This is a genomic window from Cronbergia sp. UHCC 0137 (assembly GCF_034932285.1).
In the GTDB taxonomy this organism is placed as follows: Bacteria; Cyanobacteriota; Cyanobacteriia; order Cyanobacteriales; family Nostocaceae; genus Cronbergia.
Genome location: NZ_JAYGHC010000036.1, coordinates 1 through 21,101, shown reverse-complemented (window position 1 = coordinate 21,101; position 21,101 = coordinate 1). Strand labels below are relative to the sequence as shown.

15 protein-coding genes are annotated in these 21,101 nt (G+C 40.6%); 11 read left to right on the top strand and 4 right to left on the bottom strand.

Going from position 1 to position 21,101, the window contains the following annotated elements; genetic code table 11:
* The first annotated feature begins 414 nt into the window (after positions 1 to 414).
* Together VB711_RS17940 and VB711_RS17935 are read left to right on the top strand one after the other, a co-directional pair.
* A complete protein-coding gene (locus VB711_RS17940) occupies positions 415 to 1,362 on the top strand; it encodes an iron ABC transporter substrate-binding protein (RefSeq protein ID WP_416233594.1) in 948 nt (315 codons plus the stop codon).
* A 3-nt stretch (positions 1,363 to 1,365) separates the two neighbouring features.
* Positions 1,366 to 2,961, top strand: coding sequence for an iron ABC transporter permease (locus tag VB711_RS17935; RefSeq protein ID WP_323287564.1), 1,596 nt, complete (start codon positions 1,366 to 1,368; stop codon positions 2,959 to 2,961).
* 217 nt (positions 2,962 to 3,178) lie between these two features.
* Here the strand turns inward: VB711_RS17935 and VB711_RS17930 are convergent, their stop codons facing one another.
* Positions 3,179 to 4,219, bottom strand: coding sequence for a TIGR03032 family protein (locus tag VB711_RS17930; RefSeq protein WP_323287563.1), 1,041 nt, complete (start codon positions 4,217 to 4,219; stop codon positions 3,179 to 3,181).
* 440 nt (positions 4,220 to 4,659) lie between these two features.
* On the opposite strand from VB711_RS17930, the gene VB711_RS17925 reads away from it, so the two are divergent.
* A complete protein-coding gene (locus tag VB711_RS17925; protein ID WP_323287562.1) occupies positions 4,660 to 6,756 on the top strand; it encodes a M3 family metallopeptidase in 2,097 nt (698 codons plus the stop codon).
* Between the two features lie 151 nt (positions 6,757 to 6,907).
* Here VB711_RS17925 and VB711_RS17920 read toward each other — a convergent pair whose 3' ends face one another.
* Positions 6,908 to 8,659 (bottom strand): ShlB/FhaC/HecB family hemolysin secretion/activation protein, encoded by a 1,752-nt coding sequence (locus VB711_RS17920; RefSeq protein WP_323287561.1) that lies wholly within the window; start codon positions 8,657 to 8,659, stop codon positions 6,908 to 6,910.
* A gap of 582 nt (positions 8,660 to 9,241) precedes the next feature.
* On the opposite strand from VB711_RS17920, the gene VB711_RS17915 reads away from it, so the two are divergent.
* Positions 9,242 to 13,495, top strand: coding sequence for a CHAT domain-containing protein (locus VB711_RS17915; RefSeq protein ID WP_323287560.1), 4,254 nt, complete (start codon positions 9,242 to 9,244; stop codon positions 13,493 to 13,495).
* Positions 13,496 to 13,686: 191 nt separating this feature from the next.
* Here VB711_RS17915 and dnaK read toward each other — a convergent pair whose 3' ends face one another.
* Both dnaK and VB711_RS17905 read right to left on the bottom strand, forming a co-directional pair.
* Positions 13,687 to 15,585, bottom strand: a complete 1,899-nt coding sequence (dnaK, locus tag VB711_RS17910; RefSeq protein ID WP_323287559.1) for a molecular chaperone DnaK — start codon at positions 15,583 to 15,585, stop codon at positions 13,687 to 13,689.
* Between the two features lie 337 nt (positions 15,586 to 15,922).
* The gene (locus VB711_RS17905; protein WP_323287558.1) at positions 15,923 to 16,402 is read right to left on the bottom strand and encodes an NADAR family protein; all 480 of its coding nucleotides are present in this window, start codon (positions 16,400 to 16,402) and stop codon (positions 15,923 to 15,925) included.
* Positions 16,403 to 16,634: 232 nt separating this feature from the next.
* Between VB711_RS17905 and VB711_RS17900 the strand changes: the two genes are divergently transcribed.
* The 7 genes from VB711_RS17900 to VB711_RS17870 all read left to right on the top strand — a co-directional run.
* Positions 16,635 to 17,240: a DUF4129 domain-containing protein gene (locus VB711_RS17900; protein WP_323287557.1), complete on the top strand. Its 606-nt coding sequence runs from the start codon at positions 16,635 to 16,637 to the stop codon at positions 17,238 to 17,240.
* A gap of 23 nt (positions 17,241 to 17,263) precedes the next feature.
* Positions 17,264 to 18,397, top strand: a complete 1,134-nt coding sequence (locus VB711_RS17895; RefSeq protein ID WP_323287556.1) for a DUF4350 domain-containing protein — start codon at positions 17,264 to 17,266, stop codon at positions 18,395 to 18,397.
* Between the two features lie 170 nt (positions 18,398 to 18,567).
* Complete coding sequence (locus VB711_RS17890; RefSeq protein ID WP_323287554.1) at positions 18,568 to 19,518, top strand: MoxR family ATPase; 951 nt, start codon at positions 18,568 to 18,570, stop codon at positions 19,516 to 19,518.
* A gap of 163 nt (positions 19,519 to 19,681) precedes the next feature.
* On the top strand, positions 19,682 to 20,098 hold the full coding sequence (locus VB711_RS17885) for a XisH family protein (protein WP_323287553.1): 417 nt from the start codon (positions 19,682 to 19,684) through the stop codon (positions 20,096 to 20,098).
* Positions 20,086 to 20,427, top strand: a complete 342-nt coding sequence (locus VB711_RS17880; protein WP_323287552.1) for a XisI protein — start codon at positions 20,086 to 20,088, stop codon at positions 20,425 to 20,427. The genes VB711_RS17885 and VB711_RS17880 overlap by 13 nt, the downstream gene beginning before the upstream one ends.
* A gap of 104 nt (positions 20,428 to 20,531) precedes the next feature.
* Positions 20,532 to 20,951 (top strand): XisH family protein, encoded by a 420-nt coding sequence (locus VB711_RS17875; protein ID WP_323287611.1) that lies wholly within the window; start codon positions 20,532 to 20,534, stop codon positions 20,949 to 20,951.
* The coding region (locus VB711_RS17870) for an element excision factor XisI family protein (protein WP_323287551.1) at positions 20,921 to 21,101 on the top strand (181 nt) is incomplete at its 3' end. The genes VB711_RS17875 and VB711_RS17870, both read left to right, overlap by 31 nt.

Genomic DNA, 21,101 nt, shown 5'->3' with positions numbered 1-21,101 from the left:
CCATAGTAAGCCGAAGTGCTGACTCCTGACTCCTGACTCCTGACTCCTAGCCCTAACCAAAAGACTTTTTCCGCAAACCCTATCTAAATGATTTACAGAGTTAACACACTACCCCTGGCCTCATCAATACGGGATATTTTTATTTGGAAGTTACCTCTTCCTTTACACGCCCCTGGGTGAGAAAGAAAAATATTGCCCTAATTACCATTATGTGATATGTAGACAAAAAATTCAAAAAAAATAAAGTTTATAGGAAATTTTCTTGATTAGTGACACAAGTTAATGGTATTACTTGATGCTATTGAAGTTATTGCTAAAACTTCCTGTTAAAACAAATTGGAGACTAAAACCTTGAAAAATTCAGGATTAATCAAAGCTGCGGCGGTCGGTTTAGCTGTTATATTGAATTGGGGCATGGGGCTGAGTGCCAATGCACAAGGAAAAACACTGGTAATTTATTCAGGTAGAGAACAGAAACTGATTGGACCATTAATTGAGAAAGCCAAGCAAGACTTGAAAATGGACATTCAAGTGCGTTATGGTGATACAGCCGAGTTAGCGATCGCACTATTGGAAGAAGGTAAGAACAGCAAAGCGGATTTATTCTTTGCTCAAGACGCAGGTGCATTGGGTGCGTTAGAAAAAAAACAGCAAACACTACCGATTTCTTCAAGACTACTAATCAAAGTCAATTCTCGCTTTCGTTCACCTAAAGGACATTGGTTAGGCATATCAGGCCGCGCCCGTGTAATTGACTACAATACCAATTTAGTTAAGAAGAACGAATTGCCCAGATCAGTTTCCCAGTTAACATTACCAAAATGGCGTGGTAAAGTAGGCTGGGCTCCAACTAACGGCTCATTTCAATCCTTTGTCACAGCCATGCGTTTACTACAAGGAGACGCGAAAACCCTCCAATGGCTCAAAGACATGAAAGCTAATGGAGTCAAAGATTACGGTAAAAACTCAGCCATAGTTGAAGCCTTGGGCAGGGGAGAAATACATCTCGGTTTGGTGAATAACTACTATTTGTATCGGTTTACAAAAGACAATCCTAACTTCCCTGTTGCTCACCACTACACAAACAGAGACGCAGGAGCGATGATTAACGTTGCCGGTGTGGCCATTAGCAAATCTACAGATCAAAAAACCGACGCAGAAACCTTTATTAACTACCTACTCAATCAAAGTTCACAAACCTACTTTGCCAAAGAAACCAACGAATATCCTTTAGTACAAGGCATTCCTGCACCATCTAAACAAATACCGCTCAATCAATTAAATGTTCCCAGAGTCAACCTGACGAACCTAGATGATTTACCAGGAACTCTGAATTTATTACAACAGGCAGGAGTTTTGTAGAAATTGAAATCGGTTCGTCCTCCATTATTTTTGATTTTAGCAGCCGGGGTAGTAGCGATCGCCATTGCTCTACCTTTGGTATACTTGGTCGTACGGACAACAGGCATCGGTGGTAAAGAACTATGGGAACTCATCACCCGTCCCCGGAATATCACCGTTTTCTTCAACAGTGCAGCAATGGCAGCAACAGTCACATTATTTGCCACCATCATCGCCGTACCGTTAGCATTTTTAACAGTCCGCACAGACCTACCAGGGCGTAAATTTTGGTTAATAGCCACCACATTACCCCTGGCTATTCCTAGCTATGTAGGCAGTTTTGCCCTAATTGCCGCCTTAGCACCAAGGGGCAGCTTCTTACAACTCTTACTGCAACCATTGGGAGTAGAAGAATTACCTTCAATTTACGGATTTCCAGGGACGGTCTTAGCCATTACCTTATTTACCTATCCATATATGCTGTTAAGTGTGCGTTCGGGGTTACAGGGGATAGATCCATCCCTAGAAGAAGCCTCACGCAGCTTAGGCTATAGCAGCCGAGAAACCTTCTTCCGCGTAGTTTTACCCCAATTGAAACCATCAATGATTGCGGGGGGATTACTCGTAGCCCTGTATGCCTTACGAGACTTTGGCACACCCTCCTTAATGCGGTTCGATGCCTTTACGCGAGCCATATTTATCCAATACAAAGCCAGCTTTAACCGTAACTCAGCCGCAGCCTTAGCATTAATGTTAGTGACATTGGTATTAATGATCTTATGGTTAGAATATCGAGTGCGATCGCGTGCAGTGTATTATAGTCGTGGTTCAGCCTCCCTTCGTCCCCCCAAAATTGCCAAACTGGGAATTTGGAAATGGCCAGCCTTTGCCTTTTGTCTATTAATTACCAGCTTAGGCGTAGTTTTGCCAGTCGGTATCACCTTATTTTGGCTAATCCGTGGACTCAACGGCGGTTACAACTTTCCCAACCTACTTCCCAGCATCATCAATTCCATCTCAGCCGCAGCCCTAGCAGCCCTAGCCACCACCATCTTTGCCCTACCCGTAGCCATCCTTTCAGTCCGCTTTCCCAGCAAAATCACCGCCATCATCGAACGCTGTTCATACTTAGGATTTGGACTACCAGGCATTGTTATTGCCCTATCTCTAGTATTTTTTGGTGCTAACTACGTGCCATTTCTCCATCAAACTCTACCAATGCTAGTATTTGCCTATTTAGTTTTATTCTTACCTCAATCAGTAGGAACAGTCCGCACATCGCTATTACAAGTCAGTCCCCAACTAGAAGAATCAGCCCGTAGCTTAGGTAGAAACCCCTGGCAAACCTTAAAAGAAATCACCCTACCCCTAGTACAACCAGGAGTATTAAGCGGAGCAGTCTTAGTATTTTTAACAGCCATAAAAGAACTACCCGCAACCATGTTACTAGCACCTATAGGATTCAGCACGCTAGCAGTGCAAATTTGGCAAGCCACAGAAAACGTTGATTTTGCCGACGCAGCAGCAGCATCCTTGTCCATGCTTCTAGTTTCTATCGGTTCAACCCTATTAGTCCTCTCTCAAGAAAACATCAAAGGAGAATTAAAAACTAAAAATTAGTAGTAACTCAAGTTGCTATACTAGACACAGATGGGAGATCAACTTTTACAAGATCGCAAAAGTCCATTTTCCCACCATGTTTAGTATATCTAAAATGAGGCTGAGTAGTCACGCTCATCAATGCCGTTGAGGATAAAGCCGTTGCTGCCATGATTTTGTTTTTTTGTGTTGTTTTTAAGCATTGAATTAAGTTTTATCTAACGTCATGACAATAGTTTCAACTACCAATGGTAATTACTCTCCTAATTTCATCAGTCCGAAACCCGATCGCCATTGGTCGGCGAATTTTTGGTAATATTGCTATGTCATATAATTCGGTGACTACTCCTTCAATGTTGAGAGAATGAACTATATCCCCTGTTTTTAGGTCGATAACTAATAACCCACATCTAGCTGTGGTGTCTTTGGCTGCTAGTTTGTCGTCTAAGGGTAAACGACTGAGGGTTTTAGTATGTCGTGACTCAGAAATGCCCACTATGGCAAAATTATGATGAAATGCTAGTCCTCTTTGATAGCCAGGACAAAAAGCTATGGCTTCAAATGTTCCTGTTTCTAGGTTTGCATAGCCAAATTCCCCTGTACCGGAGTTGAGTAACCACAATTTCCCCTGATACCACCGTGGTGAATGGGGCATAGATAGCCCTGCTAAAACTATTTCGTTACTCTCAATATCAATGAGACAACCGCCTTTTACGCGCTTTTGTCGCCATCCTTCCGCTACGTCTGATTGACTAATGACGCTGACGTATTTGGGTTTACCATCTTTTAATGCCAAGCCGTTGAGGTGACATCTATCTTCGGCTGCTAGTTTGGTAATGAAGGGAGGTTGCCAAATTGGGATAAAACTATGGGTCTGGCTGACGGTGGCTAGGCAGCTAAATAGGGTATTGGCAAAAACTATTTGTTGGTTGTTGTCTATTACGATGTCGTGAATATCTAAGTCGCCGGTAATGTAACCTATTTGGGGTAAATAGATGGCATCGTGGTCGTTGTGGGTTTCTCCAGGTGCGAGGGTGTTTTCAAATCGCCACAGTTGGTATAGGGTGCTGATATAGAGGCTGTTACCGTTGCTATATAAGCCCATACACCTGTCTAGGGTGCGCTCAAATACTGCTAGTTTCCCGGTTGTTTCTAAACCAATAAAAAACACTTTACCTGCTTGGTAGGTGGTAAATACGAGGCCGAGGTGCTGTTCGTATAACCAGGGAACGAATTGCCGAGAAGCTGTGATTTCTAGCTTAGGGGCTGTTGTTTGCATTTTATATTTGTGTATTTAAGTATTTGTTTTATCTTTAAATCGCATTACTACTACAGCTAAGATTATAGGACTTACGCACTGTACAAAATGCAAATGAAATGATATGTATAAACGAAATTGTCTAGTTTATGGCTTTTGGAATCACCTATTAGTGCGGTGCGTCAGATAGAGGAAATCTGTTAGATGCTCAATTATCGGGTCTGACGTGGTTGGTGAGCTTGCCGAACCACACCCTACAAGAGATAAAATCCATAACCCTTATGTCATAGATTCTGTGAATGCGTAACTCCTAGATTATTACACTAAACTGTCTAGCCAATTTTCATCAAACCATAACAGTGCCATTATAGCAACGCTAAAATGTACATTAACGGTACATTATTAATTATATCAACTGAAATCATCGTTTCTACCTATTCATCGGCCACAGACACAACATCATGAGTGCAACTGCTACAATTTATCAAAATCCCCTTCTTCAAGGCAGAGGTTTACCACCATTTGCAGACATTAAACCTGACAAAGTAGAATCAGCCTTTAGCCAACTATTGGCAGAATTAGAAACACAGCTAATCACCTTGGAAGCTAATGTACAGCCTACATGGAAGGATTTAGTAGAACCTCTCGACAAAATTACAGAACGACTATCCTGGAGTTGGGGTATCCTCAACCACCTAATGGGTGTAAAGAATAGTCCAGAACTACGCACAGCCTACGAAAAGGTTCAGCCTCAAGTCGTGCAGTTCATAAACACCCTGGGACAAAGCAAACCTCTCTACAATGCTTTTAAATCCCTCCATACCAGTGATACCTGGAAAACCTTAGAATCAGCCCAGCAGAGAATTGTCGAAGCAGCAATTCGAGATGCACAATTGTCTGGTGTGGGTTTAGAAGGGGAAGCAAGGGAGCGCTTCAATAGTATTAAGATGGAGTTGGCTGAACTAGCTACCAAGTTTTCTAATCATGTTCTCGACGCGACCAAAGCCTTTAGCCTTACCCTCACCAGTAAAACAGAAATTGAAGGCTTACCGATTAGTTTACTCAGTTTAGCCGCCCAAGCTGCCCGTGCTGAGGGAGAAGAACACGCTACCCCAGAAAATGGACCTTGGCGCATTACTTTAGATTTTCCTAGTTACGGGCCTTTCATGCAGCACAGCGCTCGCAGGGATTTACGGGAAAAACTTTACAAAGCCTATGTTACCCGTGCTTCTGAGGGAGAATTTGATAATAAACCTTTAATTGAACGGATTTTAGAGTTGCGTCAAGAACTTGCTAAATTAATTGGTTTTGAGAATTTTGCTCAACTGAGTTTAGCTAGTAAAATGGCCGAGAGCGTACAAGCAGTAGAAAAGCTGTTAGAAGAATTACGCCAAGCTAGTTATGATGCTGCTGTGAAAGATCTAGCCGCACTTAAAGCCTTTGCTAAAGCTAAGGGTGCAGGAGAAGCTGATAACTTACAACATTGGGATATCAGCTTTTGGGCAGAACGTCAACGAGAAGAAAAATTTGCCTTTACTGAGGAAGAATTACGTCCTTACTTTCCCCTTCCTCAAGTTTTAGATGGGTTATTTTGTTTGGTGAAGCGGCTGTTTGGTGTGACAGTTACTCCTGCTGATGGTCAAGCCCCAATTTGGCATGAGGATGTACGCTATTTCCAAATTGCTGATGAAAATGGTAGCGCGATCGCTTATTTTTATCTAGACCCCTACAGCCGTCCTGCGGAAAAACGCGGTGGTGCTTGGATGGATGCTTGCATTCATCGGGGTAAAGTCACAGAAAATGGTATAACTATTGTTCGTTTACCTGTTGCTTACTTGATGTGTAATCAAACTCCACCAGTAGATGGTCAACCCAGTTTGATGACTTTTGATGAAGTGGAAACATTATTTCACGAGTTTGGCCACGGTTTACATCATATGTTAACCAAGGTCGATTACACTGGTGCAGCAGGTATTAATAATGTAGAATGGGATGCGGTGGAATTGCCAAGTCAGTTTATGGAAAACTGGTGCTATGATCGCACAACGTTGTTTGGTATGGCTAAACACTACGAAACAGGTGAATCACTCCCAGAACATTATTACCAAAAGCTATTAGCAGCCCGTAATTACATGAGTGGTTCTGCTATGTTACGGCAAATTCACATGAGTTGTGTGGATTTAGAATTACACTACCGCTACAATCCTCGTGGTGAAGAAAGTCCTACGGATGTGCGTCGTCGTCTAGCTAAAACTACAAGTGTTTTACCACCATTACCAGAAGATGCCTTTTTATGTGCCTTTGGACACGTTTTTGAAGGTGGTTATGCTGCTGGTTATTACAGTTATAAATGGGCGGAAGTCCTTAGTGCTGACGCTTTTGCAGCTTTTGAGGAAGCAGGTTTAGAAAATGTAACAGCCATCCAAGCTATAGGTAAGCGCTACAGAGATACGGTTTTGGCTTTAGGTGGAAGTAACCATCCAATGGAAGTGTTTAAATCCTTCCGCGGTCGAGAACCGAGTACAACTGCTTTACTCAAGCATAATGGTTTGTTTTAGGGGGGAATAGGGGGCAGGGGGCAGGGGGCAGGGGCATCACAAAAATAATCTGTGATTCATCCATTCATCCGCGTTAATTTGCGTTAATCTGCGTTTAATTCCTCTTCCATCTGTAATATTATTTCTCCCCTTTCCCCCCTTTCCTCCTGACTCAAGGTTGATAACGCAAACTAAAGGAAAAACCTTGATCTTGAATATTATTCGTTCTATCTTGAAGATCAACAAATGGAATACCATAATCTAACCGTAAGATCAGATGATCGATTCCTAAAGCTTGATTCCATAATAGACCTAAACCGGCACTACCCAGAAATGTTTGCTCTCGTGGTTGATTGGGATTATCTGACTTACTCCAAACATTCCCCACATTGACGAAGGGTATTAGCTGAATTAAGGATAATCCAGAAGCATCACGCTGAACTGTGATCCGATCTTCTATCGCTATGCGAAAACCATTGTCTCCAGAACGAGCATTTTGTCGATAACCGCGAATAGATTGACCTCCCCCGATTAGGAATTGTTGAGATGGTAACAGACTATCTGGGGTAAGTTGCAAGTCTGCTTGAATCAAGAGAAACTGATTATCACTAAGTTTTTGTAACCTTTCTATTTGCATTAACCAAGTAAAAAAACGACCATCGGGAATTGGTTCATTATTTGTGGTAGAATTAAATAGGTCAACGCCAAAATTGAAGCGCGATCGCCCTGACCAAGCTCCTTGAACATCACGTTTAATATACTCTTGACCAAAGGTAATTACACTGGTACGACTCACCCCATCTTGATCAGGTCCTATACCAAATGGGGTTGGTAGTTGATCAAATATAAAAGTTTGGCCATCTTGATAGGTAAATCCTAAAGATAAAGCCAACTCTTCTTTAGTGGATCTTACCAATGGTTGACGATAATTAATAGCATACAAGCTCTGACTAGCTCGAATCCCCAAATCTTTAAATTCTGACTCAGTAATTTTGCTATTATTGGGTGCGACTCTAAACTGTAGCGTCCCATTCATCGGGTTAAGGGGAACTTGATATCGCAGATCGAAGGATTCAGAACCACCTGTCGTTGAGCGATAATAGGAGGCTTCTAGTTGATCTGCAAATTGACTCAAGTTAAGATGCCGTAATTCTACCCCTAATCTTTCACCACCAATACTAGGAGGAGAATAGTTATCTACATTCAAGTTTACACTAAAAGGATCGGTTTCTTGAACTCTGACCACTAGGAGACTTTGACCAACTACCCCCGTTGGACGTAAACTAGCTTCCACATTATTAAATAGTGGATCAAGTCTCAGCAATCTCAGTTGTTCTTCTAACTTTTTACTGTTGAGGGGAACACCAGTACCAGATTGAATCCGATCAATAATATAGGATGGGTTTATGCGCGGTTTTCCTTCTACTTTAATAGTTGTTAATTTACCTTCAATTACTCGAATAACTGCAATACCATCAGGATTAGGTTCTTGAGCAACGATCGCTCTAGAATTGAGATAATCATTATTCAAATAAAGTTGGGTAACTGCATCAGCAGCCAGTTTGATCTCCTCTAATATTAATTCTCTCCCCGTAAATGATTTTACAGCCTCCTGTAGTTCTTGGGAACTAAAAACTGTACTATCTAAAATCTGAATTTGCCGGACATAAACCCCTTTAGGTGTTACCGTTGATGGAGTATTGATTTGATCTTGATTGTTATCTGGTGTCTGAACGGTAAGTGGTACTGGTAAGTTAGGATTCAAAACCTCACTTTCACCACCTATAACTTTTACTCCTGGCATCAAGATCATAAAGAGTGTATGTAGAAGCAAAAAGGTATATTTCCAATTAAAAAGCTGATTTATCTGTACTGACTGCACAGCAGTTTCCAACCCCGTACTATTTTTTGTGCTTTTTTTCATATCACTTGGTAAAATTATGGTTTTAACGTATACTCAACACGGATTAATCATTTGATTCTGTGGGTAAGATTTTAGCATTGCTAAACCCCTACAAATCTGGGTTTTTCGTCATTTTGTAAAAATCCATGTCCCCACCGTTTTTAGTATAAATGCCAGGGAAAAGAAGTTGATTTTATCCTGATTAACTGACTTAAAATACAGGGATGAAAAAAATAACTTGTAACATTAAGGCAGTAAATACCTGGAGATTGCTGATAGCGTACTGTAAACCATATAAAGATAAAACGGAGATATATCAAGAGTTTGAAGGTAAAAAGGTGCAAGGATAAAGGTTTGAACCACCAAAAACCTATCATTTAACCAGATTCAAGACTATTGTTCTATTCTTCTAATTCTTCCTCCTGACTCCTGACTCCTGACTCCTGACTCCTAGCCCTACCTGTACTTATTGACGACAAGATTAGTTTGACATTTAAATGTTAAAAAAAACATAACTAATTATATAATTAATAACGACTGTTCATCAGTGAAGTTTCTAGCATTATATTCTAAGTAGCAGACTGAAAACTAGGAAGTGTTTCCATGTTACGACTGATTTCCATTGTCACCATTAATTACAACCGGGAGCATTACCTGGGAAAGGCGATCGCTAAAATTCTACATCAACTTATTCCCTATATTTTCCCCCTAGTGGGAGTGATGAGTGCAGGAATAGCCCAAGCACAACAAATTACTCCCGCAGTCGATGGTACAGGCACAGTAGTCAGTCCCAATGGTAATACTATTGATATTCATGGTGGAACAACTAATGGTGCTAACCTCTTCCACAGCTTTCAACAATTCGGCCTCCAACCAGACCAAATTGCCAACTTTCTAGCCAATCCTACTCTACAAAATATCCTTGGTCGAATCACCGGTGGCAATGCCTCTGTGATCAATGGCTTAATTCAAGTAACAGGTGGTAATCCCAACCTATACTTGATGAACCCCGCAGGTTTTGTTTTTGGCAACAATGCTAGTTTAAATGTCCCCGCATCCTTTACAGCCACCACAGCCAACGGGATTAGTTTTGGTGGAAGTTGGTTCAATGCCAGTGGCGTTAACAATTATACTAATTTATTCGGCAATCCCGACGGTTTTGCCTTTACCAGTCAATCAGGAACAATTATCAACGCTGGTAATCTCGATGTTAGGAATGGACAAAGTTTAAATCTATTAGCCGGCTCAGTGGTGAATACTGGGCAACTATCAGCACCAGCAGGGCAGATATTAGTTACATCTGTACCCGGTGGAAATTGGCTGCGTTTGAGTCAACCAGGAAACTTGCTTAGTTTAGAAATTCAACCCTTTACAGATGGTGATAGTCAACCCCATAATTGGACTTTACCAATAGCCTCTTTACCCCAACTCCTCACAGTCGGTAACACAGGCTTAACGGCCAAGACTGATGGCACAGTGGAACTAACAAACTCCAAAATCCAAATTCCCACTGAACCCGGTACAACTATTGTAGCTGGAAAAGTTGATGTATCTGGAGAAACAGGCGGGACAGTCAATATTTTAGGCGAAAAAGTCGGATTAATTGGGGCAAATATTAACGCCTCTGGGGTTAATAATGGCGGAAATGTCCTAATTGGTGGTGATTACCAAGGTAAAGGAACAGTCCCCAATGCTGCTCAAACTTATATTGATGGTAATTCGGTAATTACTGCCGATAGCCAGTTAAATGGTAACGGGGGAAAAGTGATCGTTTGGGCTGATGATACTACCCAATTTTGGGGAAATATAAATGCTCGCGGAGGGGCGAATTTCGGTAATGGTGGCTTTGTAGAGGTATCGGGTAAAGAAAACCTGATTTTTAGGGGGAACACCGATTTAAGCGCGACCCAAGGGACAATAGGAACACTTTTATTAGATCCCACAGACATCAATATTATTGCCGGAACAGGTGCTGCCCAGGATGAATTTTTACCGAATATCCTGCAAAACGATCTACCTGCGACCTTTACAATATCTGAGCAAGCCTTGGAAAATCAGAACGCAGCGATTACACTCCAAGCTAGTAATAACATTACCATTGGCGATGGTATATCTTTAAACTTTATCAATAACGATAGTACAGGAGGAGCGATCGCCTTCATAGCCGATGCAGATGGTAACGGTGTTGGTGCATTTTCCATGGATCAAACCCAATCTATCAATAGTAACGGCCGAGCGATCGCTATTTCTGGAGCTAGTTTATCCCTGGGAACTATTAATACAACTTCCCGTGTTTCCGATAGTGGTAACGTCACCCTAGCCGCCAGGGGTAATATTTCTGCCGGTGATATTATTACCACAGGTGCAGGTGGCGAAAATCAAGGAGGAAACATCACAGTCAATAGCAGTGGTGGGGATATTACCTTAGCAAATCTCTTCACCAACACCGTTGATCCTAATAGTGATGCCACAGCCGGAGATGTAGAAATTACAGCAGATGCAGGCAGTATTACCACAGGAGAAATCAACACATCCATATCTCAAGCTGCAAATAATTTTACAGCCAGTAGCTTTATATTAGAAAGTGGCGCGGTCAACTTAAATGCCAGAAATAATATCACCGTTAATAATGCTATCAATACCTCAGCAACAAACTTGGCCTTTGGTGGTAGTACAACATCTGTGATTGCAGGGGATGTCTCTTTGCAAACTACAAACACAGCAGGTAGCACAATTCGTTTTAGTAGTATCAATACTCAAGTTCGGGCTGATGAGATTAGCAATACTCAAGCTGGTAACGTAGAAGTATTGACCAATGGACAAGTGCAAGGATTAGGAACAGTCCCAGACACAACAAGTGCGATCGCTACTGGTAAAATAATTAATACTGATAACCTAATTTCTACCTTTGGCGGGACAATCACCATTCAACATGACGGAGGACCAAATAACGTCCCCTTTATCGTCGGTGATGCCAGCATCAACGGTACAGCAGCAGCAATTAACGCCGGGGGTAGTTCCATCATCTCTACAGGTAGCTTTCCAGTATTACCAAATGGCGGAAATGCTCCTGGTACACCCCAAGGCATCACCATTACCTCTGTCAACACCCCTCCCACAATTGCTTCCACCAATTTAACCACATCATTAATTAACGCCCTATCTAGTGATGTCAATCTTGATAACACATCAATATTGATAGACCAAATGCTGCAAGGGACCCTCATTCAAAGCAACACAGTTTTAGGCGCTGGAGATATTGTAGACCCTAGTCAACCACTAACATATACACCACCAGTCAATGTCACCGGATCAATTAATGCCTTCACAATTCAAGCTAGTGACGGCGTTTCCCTCTCCACACCACTACAAATAACAGTTAACATTCCCACACCACCAGTCACACCGCCACCAGTCACACCAACCCCAGTCACACCAACCCCAGTCACACCAACCCCAGTCACACCGCCAGGTATTGAACCCTGTAGCCTCTTTTGTAACACATCAGCACCGCCAAATTTTACTCCCCCTCCCCCCATTACTAATAATATTCCTATTCCCAGAGTAGATTTTAGTCCCACACCCGATGACAAATTTACAGCACAGTTTGTTAGCAAATTAGGACTATCAAATCCTCCCACCCAAACACAAGATCAAGCTCGTGATGTTGCCCGTAAAATTGAAGCTGCCACAGGCATTAAACCAGCATTTATTTATATTAGTTTTGCTCCCATAGAAACCATACCTCCAACGGCCTCTATCCAAACAAAATCTAATAAACAGTTACAACCCTTAATAGAAAAAAACACTGACGAACTAGAAATCATAGTCGTCACAGCCACAGGAAACCCCATACGCAAGCGCATTTCAGGAGTCACAAAAGCCCAAGTCATGAAAGTGACTAAAGAATTTCGTGACCAAATCATAATTCCTTACAATCGCCCCCGCAATGGATACTTGGCACCAGCAAAACAACTACATGATTGGATCATTGCACCGATAGAAGCAGATTTACAAACACAGGGAATCAAAAATCTCGTATTCTTAGCCGATATTGGCTTACGTTCAACTCCAATGGCCGCACTTCATGATGGTCAAGGGTTTTTAGTCGAAAAATACAGCATTGGTCTAATGCCAAGTTTAGCCTTAACCAACACCCTGTATACAGATATTAAAAATTCCCAAATTCTGGCCATGGGAATTTCTCAAAGCACTCAAGGTCAAGAACCATTACCAGCAGTACCAATAGAATTGTCAACCTTAGTCTCTAAACTCTGGTCAGGAAAAATATTTTTGAACGACCAAGCTACCTTAAAAAACTTACAAAGTATCCGCCGTCAACAGCCATTTGGGATTATTCACATGGCGACTCATGCCGATTTTAGCCGTGGTTCTTTAGATAATTCCTATATTCAACTCTGGGAAGACAAGTTACGCTTAAACCAAATCCGGCAATTAGGTTTAAATAACCCCCAAGTCGAAATGATCGTATTAAGTGCTTGTAGAAGTGCTTTAGGAGACGAAGAAGCAGAAATCGGATTTGCAGGTTTAGCAGTTCTAGCAGGTGTAAAAACCAGTGTTGCCAGTCTTTGGGCAGTGAATGATGCTGGTACAGCCGCCTTAATGACCAAATTTTATGAGGAATTGAAAACAGCCCCTATTCGTGCAGAAGCCCTCAGACAAGCTCAGGTGGCTATGGCTAAGGGGCAAATTTATTTACAAAATGGTCAAGTACGGGGATTGGAAGAAAGAACTGGGATTGTGCCTTTACCCGTTGATGCCTTAGAACAACCTAATGAATCTCTATCCCATCCCTATTATTGGGCAGCATTCACAATGGTTGGTAATCCTTGGTAAAAATAGGGAACAGGGAACAGGGAATCGGGAACAGTAAATTAATATTAGACATCTGGAGAAAATAAGATGTGCGTTTCTTCTAGTCCTTGTAGAGACGTTCCATGGAACATCTCTACAACCTTGTTAGGAAATGTCTATTATTAACTCCCTTTCCTCCTGACTCCTGACTCCTGACTCCTGACTCCTTAAAATTATTTGGTTTCAGTGAAATCAGCATCAATTACATCATCACCAGAAGGGGGAGCAGAAGCACCATCTTCTGGTTCAGCACCACCACCGGCACCAGCACCAGCTTGTTGATAAATATTGCTACCAACAGCAAACAATGCTTGTTGTAACTCTGGTGTCAACTTCTTGATTTGCTCATCATCTTCTTTAGCGACAGCATCCCGTACTTCTTTGACCAAACCTTCAATTTTGGTTTTGTCAGCTTCAGGAACCTTATCACCTAATTCTTGTAATTGCTTTTCAGCTTGGTATGCTAAAGAATCAGCTTGATTTTTGCGTTCAATCTTCTCACGGCGCTCTTTATCACTATTGGCGTTTTGTTCAGCCTCTCTCACCATCCTGTCAACATCATTTTTATCCAGGGTGGAAGCGCCAGTAATGCTAATAGACTGTTCTTTACCAGTACCTTTGTCTTTAGCAGTGACGTTGAGAATACCGTTAGCGTCAATATCAAAAGTTACTTCGATTTGAGGAACGCCGCGAGGTGCTGGAGGAATACCATCCAAACGGAATGTTCCTAAACTCTTGTTATCGTTAGCAAATTCCCGTTCACCTTGGAGGACGTGAATTTCTACATTGCTTTGACCATCCACAGCAGTCGAGAAGACTTCTGATTTCTTGGTAGGGATGGTGGTGTTGCGGGGGATAATCTTAGTCATCACACCACCCAAGGTTTCTACACCCAAGGATAGCGGTGATACATCTAACAACAAGATGCCTGTGACATCACCAGCTAAAACACCCGCTTGAATAGCAGCACCAACAGCTACCACTTCATCAGGGTTAACGCTTTGGTTGGGGTCTTTACCTAATACCCGTTTCACCACATCTTGCACGGCGGGAATCCGGGTAGAACCACCAACTAGGACGACTTCATCAATATCGCCTTTGTTTAATTTGGCATCTCTAAGAGCATTTTCTACAGGGATGCGGCAACGATCAATCAAGTCCGAGCAAAGTTCTTCAAATTTGCCGCGAGTCAGGGTTGTATCTAGGTGCTTGGGACCATCCTGAGTTGCCGTGATAAATGGCAGGTTGATTTCCGCTTGGGTGACGCTAGAAAGTTCAATTTTGGCTTTTTCTGCGGCTTCAGTTAGACGTTGTAAAGCTTGTTTGTCTTTACGCAGGTCAATACCTTCGTCTTTTTTGAATTTTTCAGCCAGGAAGTCAACTATTTTTTTATCGAAGTCGTCACCACCCAAATGGGTATCGCCAGATGTAGCGAGAACTTCAAATACTCCATCACCAACTTCTAAAACTGATACGTCAAAAGTACCGCCACCAAGGTCAAATACTAGGATGGTTTCGTTGCTCTTTTTATCAAAGCCATAGGCTAGGGAAGCGGCTGTAGGCTCGTTGATAATCCGTAGAACTTCAATACCAGCTATTTTACCAGCGTCTTTTGTGGCTTGCCGTTGGGAGTCGTTGAAATAAGCGGGGACTGTGATTACTGCTTGAGTAACGGTTTCACCCAAATATTTACTTGCGTCTTCTACTAATTTGCGAAGGACTTGAGCGGAAATTTCTTCGGGAGAAAATTGTTTACCAGCGCCGGGGGAGTCGAGTTTGACGTTACCGCCACTGCTGAGTACCTTGTAGGATACTTCGGTTGTTTCTTTGGTTACTTCATCATAACGACGACCAATGAACCGTTTGACCGAATAGAAGGTGTTTTCGGGGTTCATTACCGCTTGGCGTTTAGCGATTTGACCAACCAAGCGATCGCCATTTTTGGCAAATGCTACTACTGATGGTGTGGTGCGAAATCCTTCGGCGTTAGCGATAACTGTGGGTTTACCACCTTCCATCACTGCTACGCAGGAATTTGTCGTACCTAAGTCAATTCCAACTACTTTTGCCATTTTAAATGCTGGCTCCGTATAATTACAAATGTGGGATTATTAAGACAGTAAATTTTGAACTAACTGATCAACAACACCAGCCAGTTCGGGATGGTTTAGCTTTACTGGGGTGTAAACCACAGATTAAGCTGAATATATATACTGAAACTCAGTTATAGTCAGTCCATGAAGGGTGGTTTCCCGTACCTTGGTCAGGACGGTTAATTTTAAAGGTTGTTTTTAGTTGATTCATGGATTCATCTGCTGTCACTCTGACTAATGTATGAGAATTAATACTTTCACGAATTGGGGTGAACCGTAATATTCTAGTCGTGTTTGCCGTCTATATCACTAATTACTACGGATTTAATGATTTTACGGATGTGTTTTTTAATAACTCACGGATTTTTTCACGCACACTCATTAAGATTCTACCGAGATGATTTTCACCGGTTTTATCTGCACCACAACCCCAAAAATAATCTGTGGGTGAATCTTCTATCAAAAATTCATCACCTGTTAATAATAGTATTTCTCTAATTTCAGCATGGGTAAGAAATTTTTTAAGTACAGCTTCTGCCATGATTTGGGTTTTGACTAATTCCCAATCAGTACGGAGTTGGTAACAGCTACAGCGTCCTAATCTAGCTGCTTCTTCTGGAGTAACTGCTGTATGAATTAAAGGTATAATTACTGCGTCTGGACTGCCGACAAATTTTTGAGCTTGATAATAATGTTCAACTGTTGGCCAGTGAGTACCCTCTATTTCGATGGAATGAGGAGAAAAGTTAGAAAAACAGCCATAGGGCTGCCAAGCTTTGTAAAAGTAAATCGTCATTGGAAAATTGCTCTTTTATATATCAAATTTTATACTTGCTGACCGACAAAGTGCATCAAAACTGCCTACTACGTTCTTGCTTTACTCACGATAGAAGATATGGGATATAGAATTTTTGGCCTTGGGTGCGATATTTGTAATCATTAGTTAGATAATGATACAAAGGCATGATGTTGATAATTGATCTTTATCATCCTCGCATTAATCCTCTAATTCTAAAAATCCTAATCTCATGTCTACAGATGCTTTTGAAAAAACAAGTTGGAGTTGGCAGTTTTATTTGTTTCAACAACAAGTGGGACAATGGTTAGAATACCAGTTTTCGCGTTTTGAACGGGTATTGCCAGAATTGCCCTCTGGCTGGTCTATTAGTCCTTGGGTAGCTGATTTATTAAAACTTTTGTTTTGGCTGGTTTTAGGCTTGTTTTTAGTGGTGATAAGTTGGCGATTATGGCAGGAGTTTAGTCCTTATTTATATTCTTGGTTAGCTGGGTTGGAAAATTCCCATGTTTCTCAGAGAAAGGTGGACTCTGGGGAATCGTCTATAAGTTTTTTGTTAACTAGGGGACATGAATTTTATTTGCAAGGTGACTATCGTGAGGCTTGCAGGTATGTATATTTAGCTATGTTACAACAGTTGCACGAAAGAGCGATCGCTCTCCAACAACCCAGTCGCACAGATGGAGAATATCTGCAATTACTCAATTCTATCGTCTCCCCCATCCAGGGTTATGAAACCTTAATTACTATTCATGAGCAGTTGTGTTTTAATAATACTGACATTTTGCCAGAAAATTATCAGCAGTGTCAGCAAGCTTATCGAGAACTTTTTAATTAAATACTACAATCATTCTTAAAACTATGAAACGCAACTACCGCGTTCGTTGGCTGGGAGGAATCGCTTTAGCAGCAATCATTATACTAAGTTTAATTGCAGCGCCACAAAGCAAAATTCTTAGTGGTTCTACTTACAATGTTGCCCCCGATGGGTATGGTGCTTGGTATGCTTTTATGCAAAAACAAGGAACTTCTATTCAACGCTGGCAAAAACCTGTGAGTGATTTTCCACCAGCAGAAACGGGTGTCACTCTACTACAAGTGTACAGTAATTTACAAGAACCAATTATTTACGGAAAACCAGAAGAATGGGTTAAAAAAGGCAATACCTTAGTAATTTTGGGAGTAAAACGGCCAGTTACAGCAGCCAGATTTACGACTTTTCAACCATCAACCGTTGGTGATATTAAAATTGATACCCGCCGAAGACATAGAAAATCTAGTGAAGAAGAAATTGTTTTGAGCGATCGCTATGGTGCTATTGTTTGGGAAAAAGATTACGGTAAAGGTAAAATCATCTTTGCAATTACCCCCCATTTAGCCGCCAACGCCTATCAAGATAACACAGGCAACTTCCCCTATTTAGCCGATTTAGTCACCAAAAACAGCAAAAAAATCTTTGTTGATGAATATATACATGGTTACAAAGATCAAGATGTCAAACAAAAAGAAAGAGAAGGCGATTTATTAAATTATTTTGCCAAAACTCCCGTATTATTAGTATTGTTCCAAGCAGGTGTATTATTATTAGTCTTGATTTGGGCTAAAAATCAACGCTTTGGTAAACCAATCACCTTAGAAACGCCCATAATAGATAACAGTCAAGCCTACATCCAAGCCTTAGCCGCAGTATTACAAAAAGCCGAATCTACCGACTTTGTACTAGAAATACTAGGGAAAGAAGAACAACATCAACTGCAAAAAGTTTTGGGACTAGGCCAAATACCCGTAGAAAAACAAGTTTTACTCCAAGTTTGGGAAGAAAAAACAGGTATTAACCCAACAGAACTAGATACAGCCTTAAAATTACAAAACACAAAACTCCGTATAAGTGAACAACAACTGTTAAGCTGGTTAAGGAAATGGCGCACCATTAGAGAAACTATAGCAGGAGTCAGGAGTCAGGAGTCAGGAGTCAGAATTAAAACCCTGTTGTGAAACGAGTTTTATCAATGGCTTACGTCAAGCTGCGCTAACAATTGATGTCCTAACCACCTTGGCGGTTGCTATAAGAATTAAGGACTTACTGAATTGGGTTATCAAACTCTTACTCTCCGCGCCTCTGCGCCTCTGCGTGAACTAAATCCATACTTTTATTCTCAATCAATATGAACGAAACCCATCCCATATTAATCAACCTTGGTAAAGAACTTAACCAAATCGTTGTCGGACAATCCCATCTAATTAAACAGTTGCTAATCGCCATGTTAGCCGGTGGACACGTCATTTTAGAAGGAGTACCGGGAACAGGTAAAACACTTTTAGTCAAAGTATTAGCGCAGTTAATTCAAGCAGATTATCGACGAGTTCAACTGACCCCAGATGTGCTACCATCAGATATAACTGGGACAAATATTTTTGATTTAAATAGCCGCAATTTCACCCTCAAAAAAGGTCCCGTTTTCACAGAAATGCTACTAGCGGATGAAATTAACCGCACTCCCCCCAAAACCCAAGCGGCTTTATTAGAAGCAATGGAAGAAATGCAAGTTACCTTAGACGGTGAAAGTTTACCTTTACCGGATTTATTTTGGGTAATTGCCACACAAAATCCCTTAGAATTTGAAGGTACTTATCCTTTACCAGAAGCGCAGTTAGATCGGTTTTTATTTAAGTTAGTCGTAGATTATCCAGATCAAGCAGCAGAAAAGCAAATGTTGCTAAATCGTCAAGCGGGTTTTGCAGCCAGACGTTTAGATATTGCCAAGTTAAAACCCATTGCCACTGTAGCAGAAATATTGCAAGCCAGACAAGCAGTTAAACAAGTTAAAGTATCGGAAGCAATAGTTGATTATTTATTAGAAATAGTCATAAAATCCCGTCAATATCCTGATTTAGCGTTAGGTGCATCACCTCGTGCTGCGGGTGCTTGGTTACAAACTTCGCAAGCAGCAGCTTGGATAAATGGTAGAGATTTTGTCACCCCAGACGATGTGAAATCAGTTGCTTCACCATTATTGCGTCATCGTTTACTTTTGAAACCAGAAGCAATGCTAGATGGTTTACAAATTGATGCCATAATTTCATCAGTAATTAATCAAGTTCCCGTTCCCAGATAAAGACTTTCGGTTAACAGTTGATTGGAAAGATGATATAGCGATTCTCATTCAAGTGAGGTACAAGCAGTAATAATTAAACGCAGATAAACGCAGTTAATTTTGTACTTCATTAGACTAGGAAATGCTATGATGGCTGCATCTGAAGGTTATTAACAAGGTGACAATGCCAGCAAAAGATACTTACCATGATGCAGTCAAAAAAGCTTTAATTAAGGATGGGTGGACGATTACTTTTGATCCTTATCCAATTAAATATGAAGAAGTTAAATTACTTGCTGATTTAGCTGGTGAAAAAACAATTTCTGCAACAAGAGAAGGACAAAAAATAGTTATTGAAATTAAAAGTTTTCTGAGTCGTTCTCCCATGCGTGAATTTGAAACAGCGTTAGGACAATATCTCATTTATCAAACCTTTCTTTCTCTTACGCATCCTGAGTATAAAGTTTACTTAGCAATTGGTGAAAAGATTTATGAAAAGTTTTTTGAACAAGTTGCGATTGAATTAATTTTACAAAAATATCAAGTTTCACTGTTGGTTGTTGATATTAATAAAGAGGATATTATCAAATGGACAAGCTAACTCATTATCAAAATCTAATCAAACAAATCCTCACTGAATATGAAAGAATATCAGCACAAGTACCTGATCCTGATATAGATGAGGTGTTAATGTTTGATGATCAAAGAAGTCAATATCTTTGGTTTAATATTGGTTGGAAAAACAATAAACGAGTGAAAGCAATTTCGGTTTATGTTCGCATTAAAAATGAGAAAATTTACATTGAGGAAGATTGGACTGAGGAAGGTATTGCAACTGAGTTATTAAGGGAAGGTGTACCAAAAGAAGATATTGTTTTAGCTTTTCATGACCCTGAAACTCGTAAATTGACGGAGTTTGCTGTAGCTTAGTAAGAACAGGATTTTTTGATATCATATAGCTTAGAGTGAATCTTGATGGCTCACCTAAATGTTATAATAGTTTATTACCAGGGTAAACAACGCCAGCAAAAGATATTTACCATAATGCGGTTAAAAATGCTTTAATTAAAGATGGTTGGAGGATTTTAGCTGATTCTTACTTTTTACAATATGAAGATGCCCAACTTTACGCTGATTTACTTGCTGAAAAAACCCTATTAGCTGAACAAAATAATCGTACTATTGTTGTTGAAATCAAAAGTTTTATTAGTCCTTCTCCGATGAGGGATTTTGAATTGGCATTAGGACAATATATTTTATATCGTGATATTTTAGATTTGTCTGAAAAACATTATGCCATTTATTTAGCTGTCAAAAATACGGTATTTGAGAGCTTTTTTCAAAGAAAATCAATTCAAGCCATTATTAAACGCCATCAAATAGAGTTTATTGTTTTTAATCACGAAAAAGAGGAAATCGTATCATGGATAAGCTTACAAGATATGGAGAAATAATAAAAAAAATCTTGACAGAATATTATCAAATTGTTGAAAAATCTCCTGATTTTCACCCGGAAAATTGTCTAATTTTTGATGACAACAATCATCATTATTTTTGGCGTAGTATTGATTGGGTTAACCAAAAAAGAGTTAATAATACTCATG

Coding starts and splice junctions, on each gene's coding strand:
- VB711_RS17940 (WP_416233594.1), top strand. CDS start 415: ATGGGGCTGAGTGCCAATGCACAAGGAAAAACACTGGTAATTTATTCA.
- VB711_RS17930 (WP_323287563.1), bottom strand. CDS start 4,219: ATGCAAACAACAGCCCCTAAGCTAGAAATCACAGCTTCTCGGCAATTC.
- VB711_RS17925 (WP_323287562.1), top strand. CDS start 4,660: ATGAGTGCAACTGCTACAATTTATCAAAATCCCCTTCTTCAAGGCAGA.
- VB711_RS17920 (WP_323287561.1), bottom strand. CDS start 8,659: ATGAAAAAAAGCACAAAAAATAGTACGGGGTTGGAAACTGCTGTGCAG.
- VB711_RS17915 (WP_323287560.1), top strand. CDS start 9,242: ATGTTACGACTGATTTCCATTGTCACCATTAATTACAACCGGGAGCAT.
- dnaK (WP_323287559.1), bottom strand. CDS start 15,585: ATGGCAAAAGTAGTTGGAATTGACTTAGGTACGACAAATTCCTGCGTA.
- VB711_RS17905 (WP_323287558.1), bottom strand. CDS start 16,402: ATGACGATTTACTTTTACAAAGCTTGGCAGCCCTATGGCTGTTTTTCT.
- VB711_RS17900 (WP_323287557.1), top strand. CDS start 16,635: ATGTCTACAGATGCTTTTGAAAAAACAAGTTGGAGTTGGCAGTTTTAT.
- VB711_RS17895 (WP_323287556.1), top strand. CDS start 17,264: ATGAAACGCAACTACCGCGTTCGTTGGCTGGGAGGAATCGCTTTAGCA.
- VB711_RS17890 (WP_323287554.1), top strand. CDS start 18,568: ATGAACGAAACCCATCCCATATTAATCAACCTTGGTAAAGAACTTAAC.
- VB711_RS17885 (WP_323287553.1), top strand. CDS start 19,682: ATGCCAGCAAAAGATACTTACCATGATGCAGTCAAAAAAGCTTTAATT.
- VB711_RS17880 (WP_323287552.1), top strand. CDS start 20,086: ATGGACAAGCTAACTCATTATCAAAATCTAATCAAACAAATCCTCACT.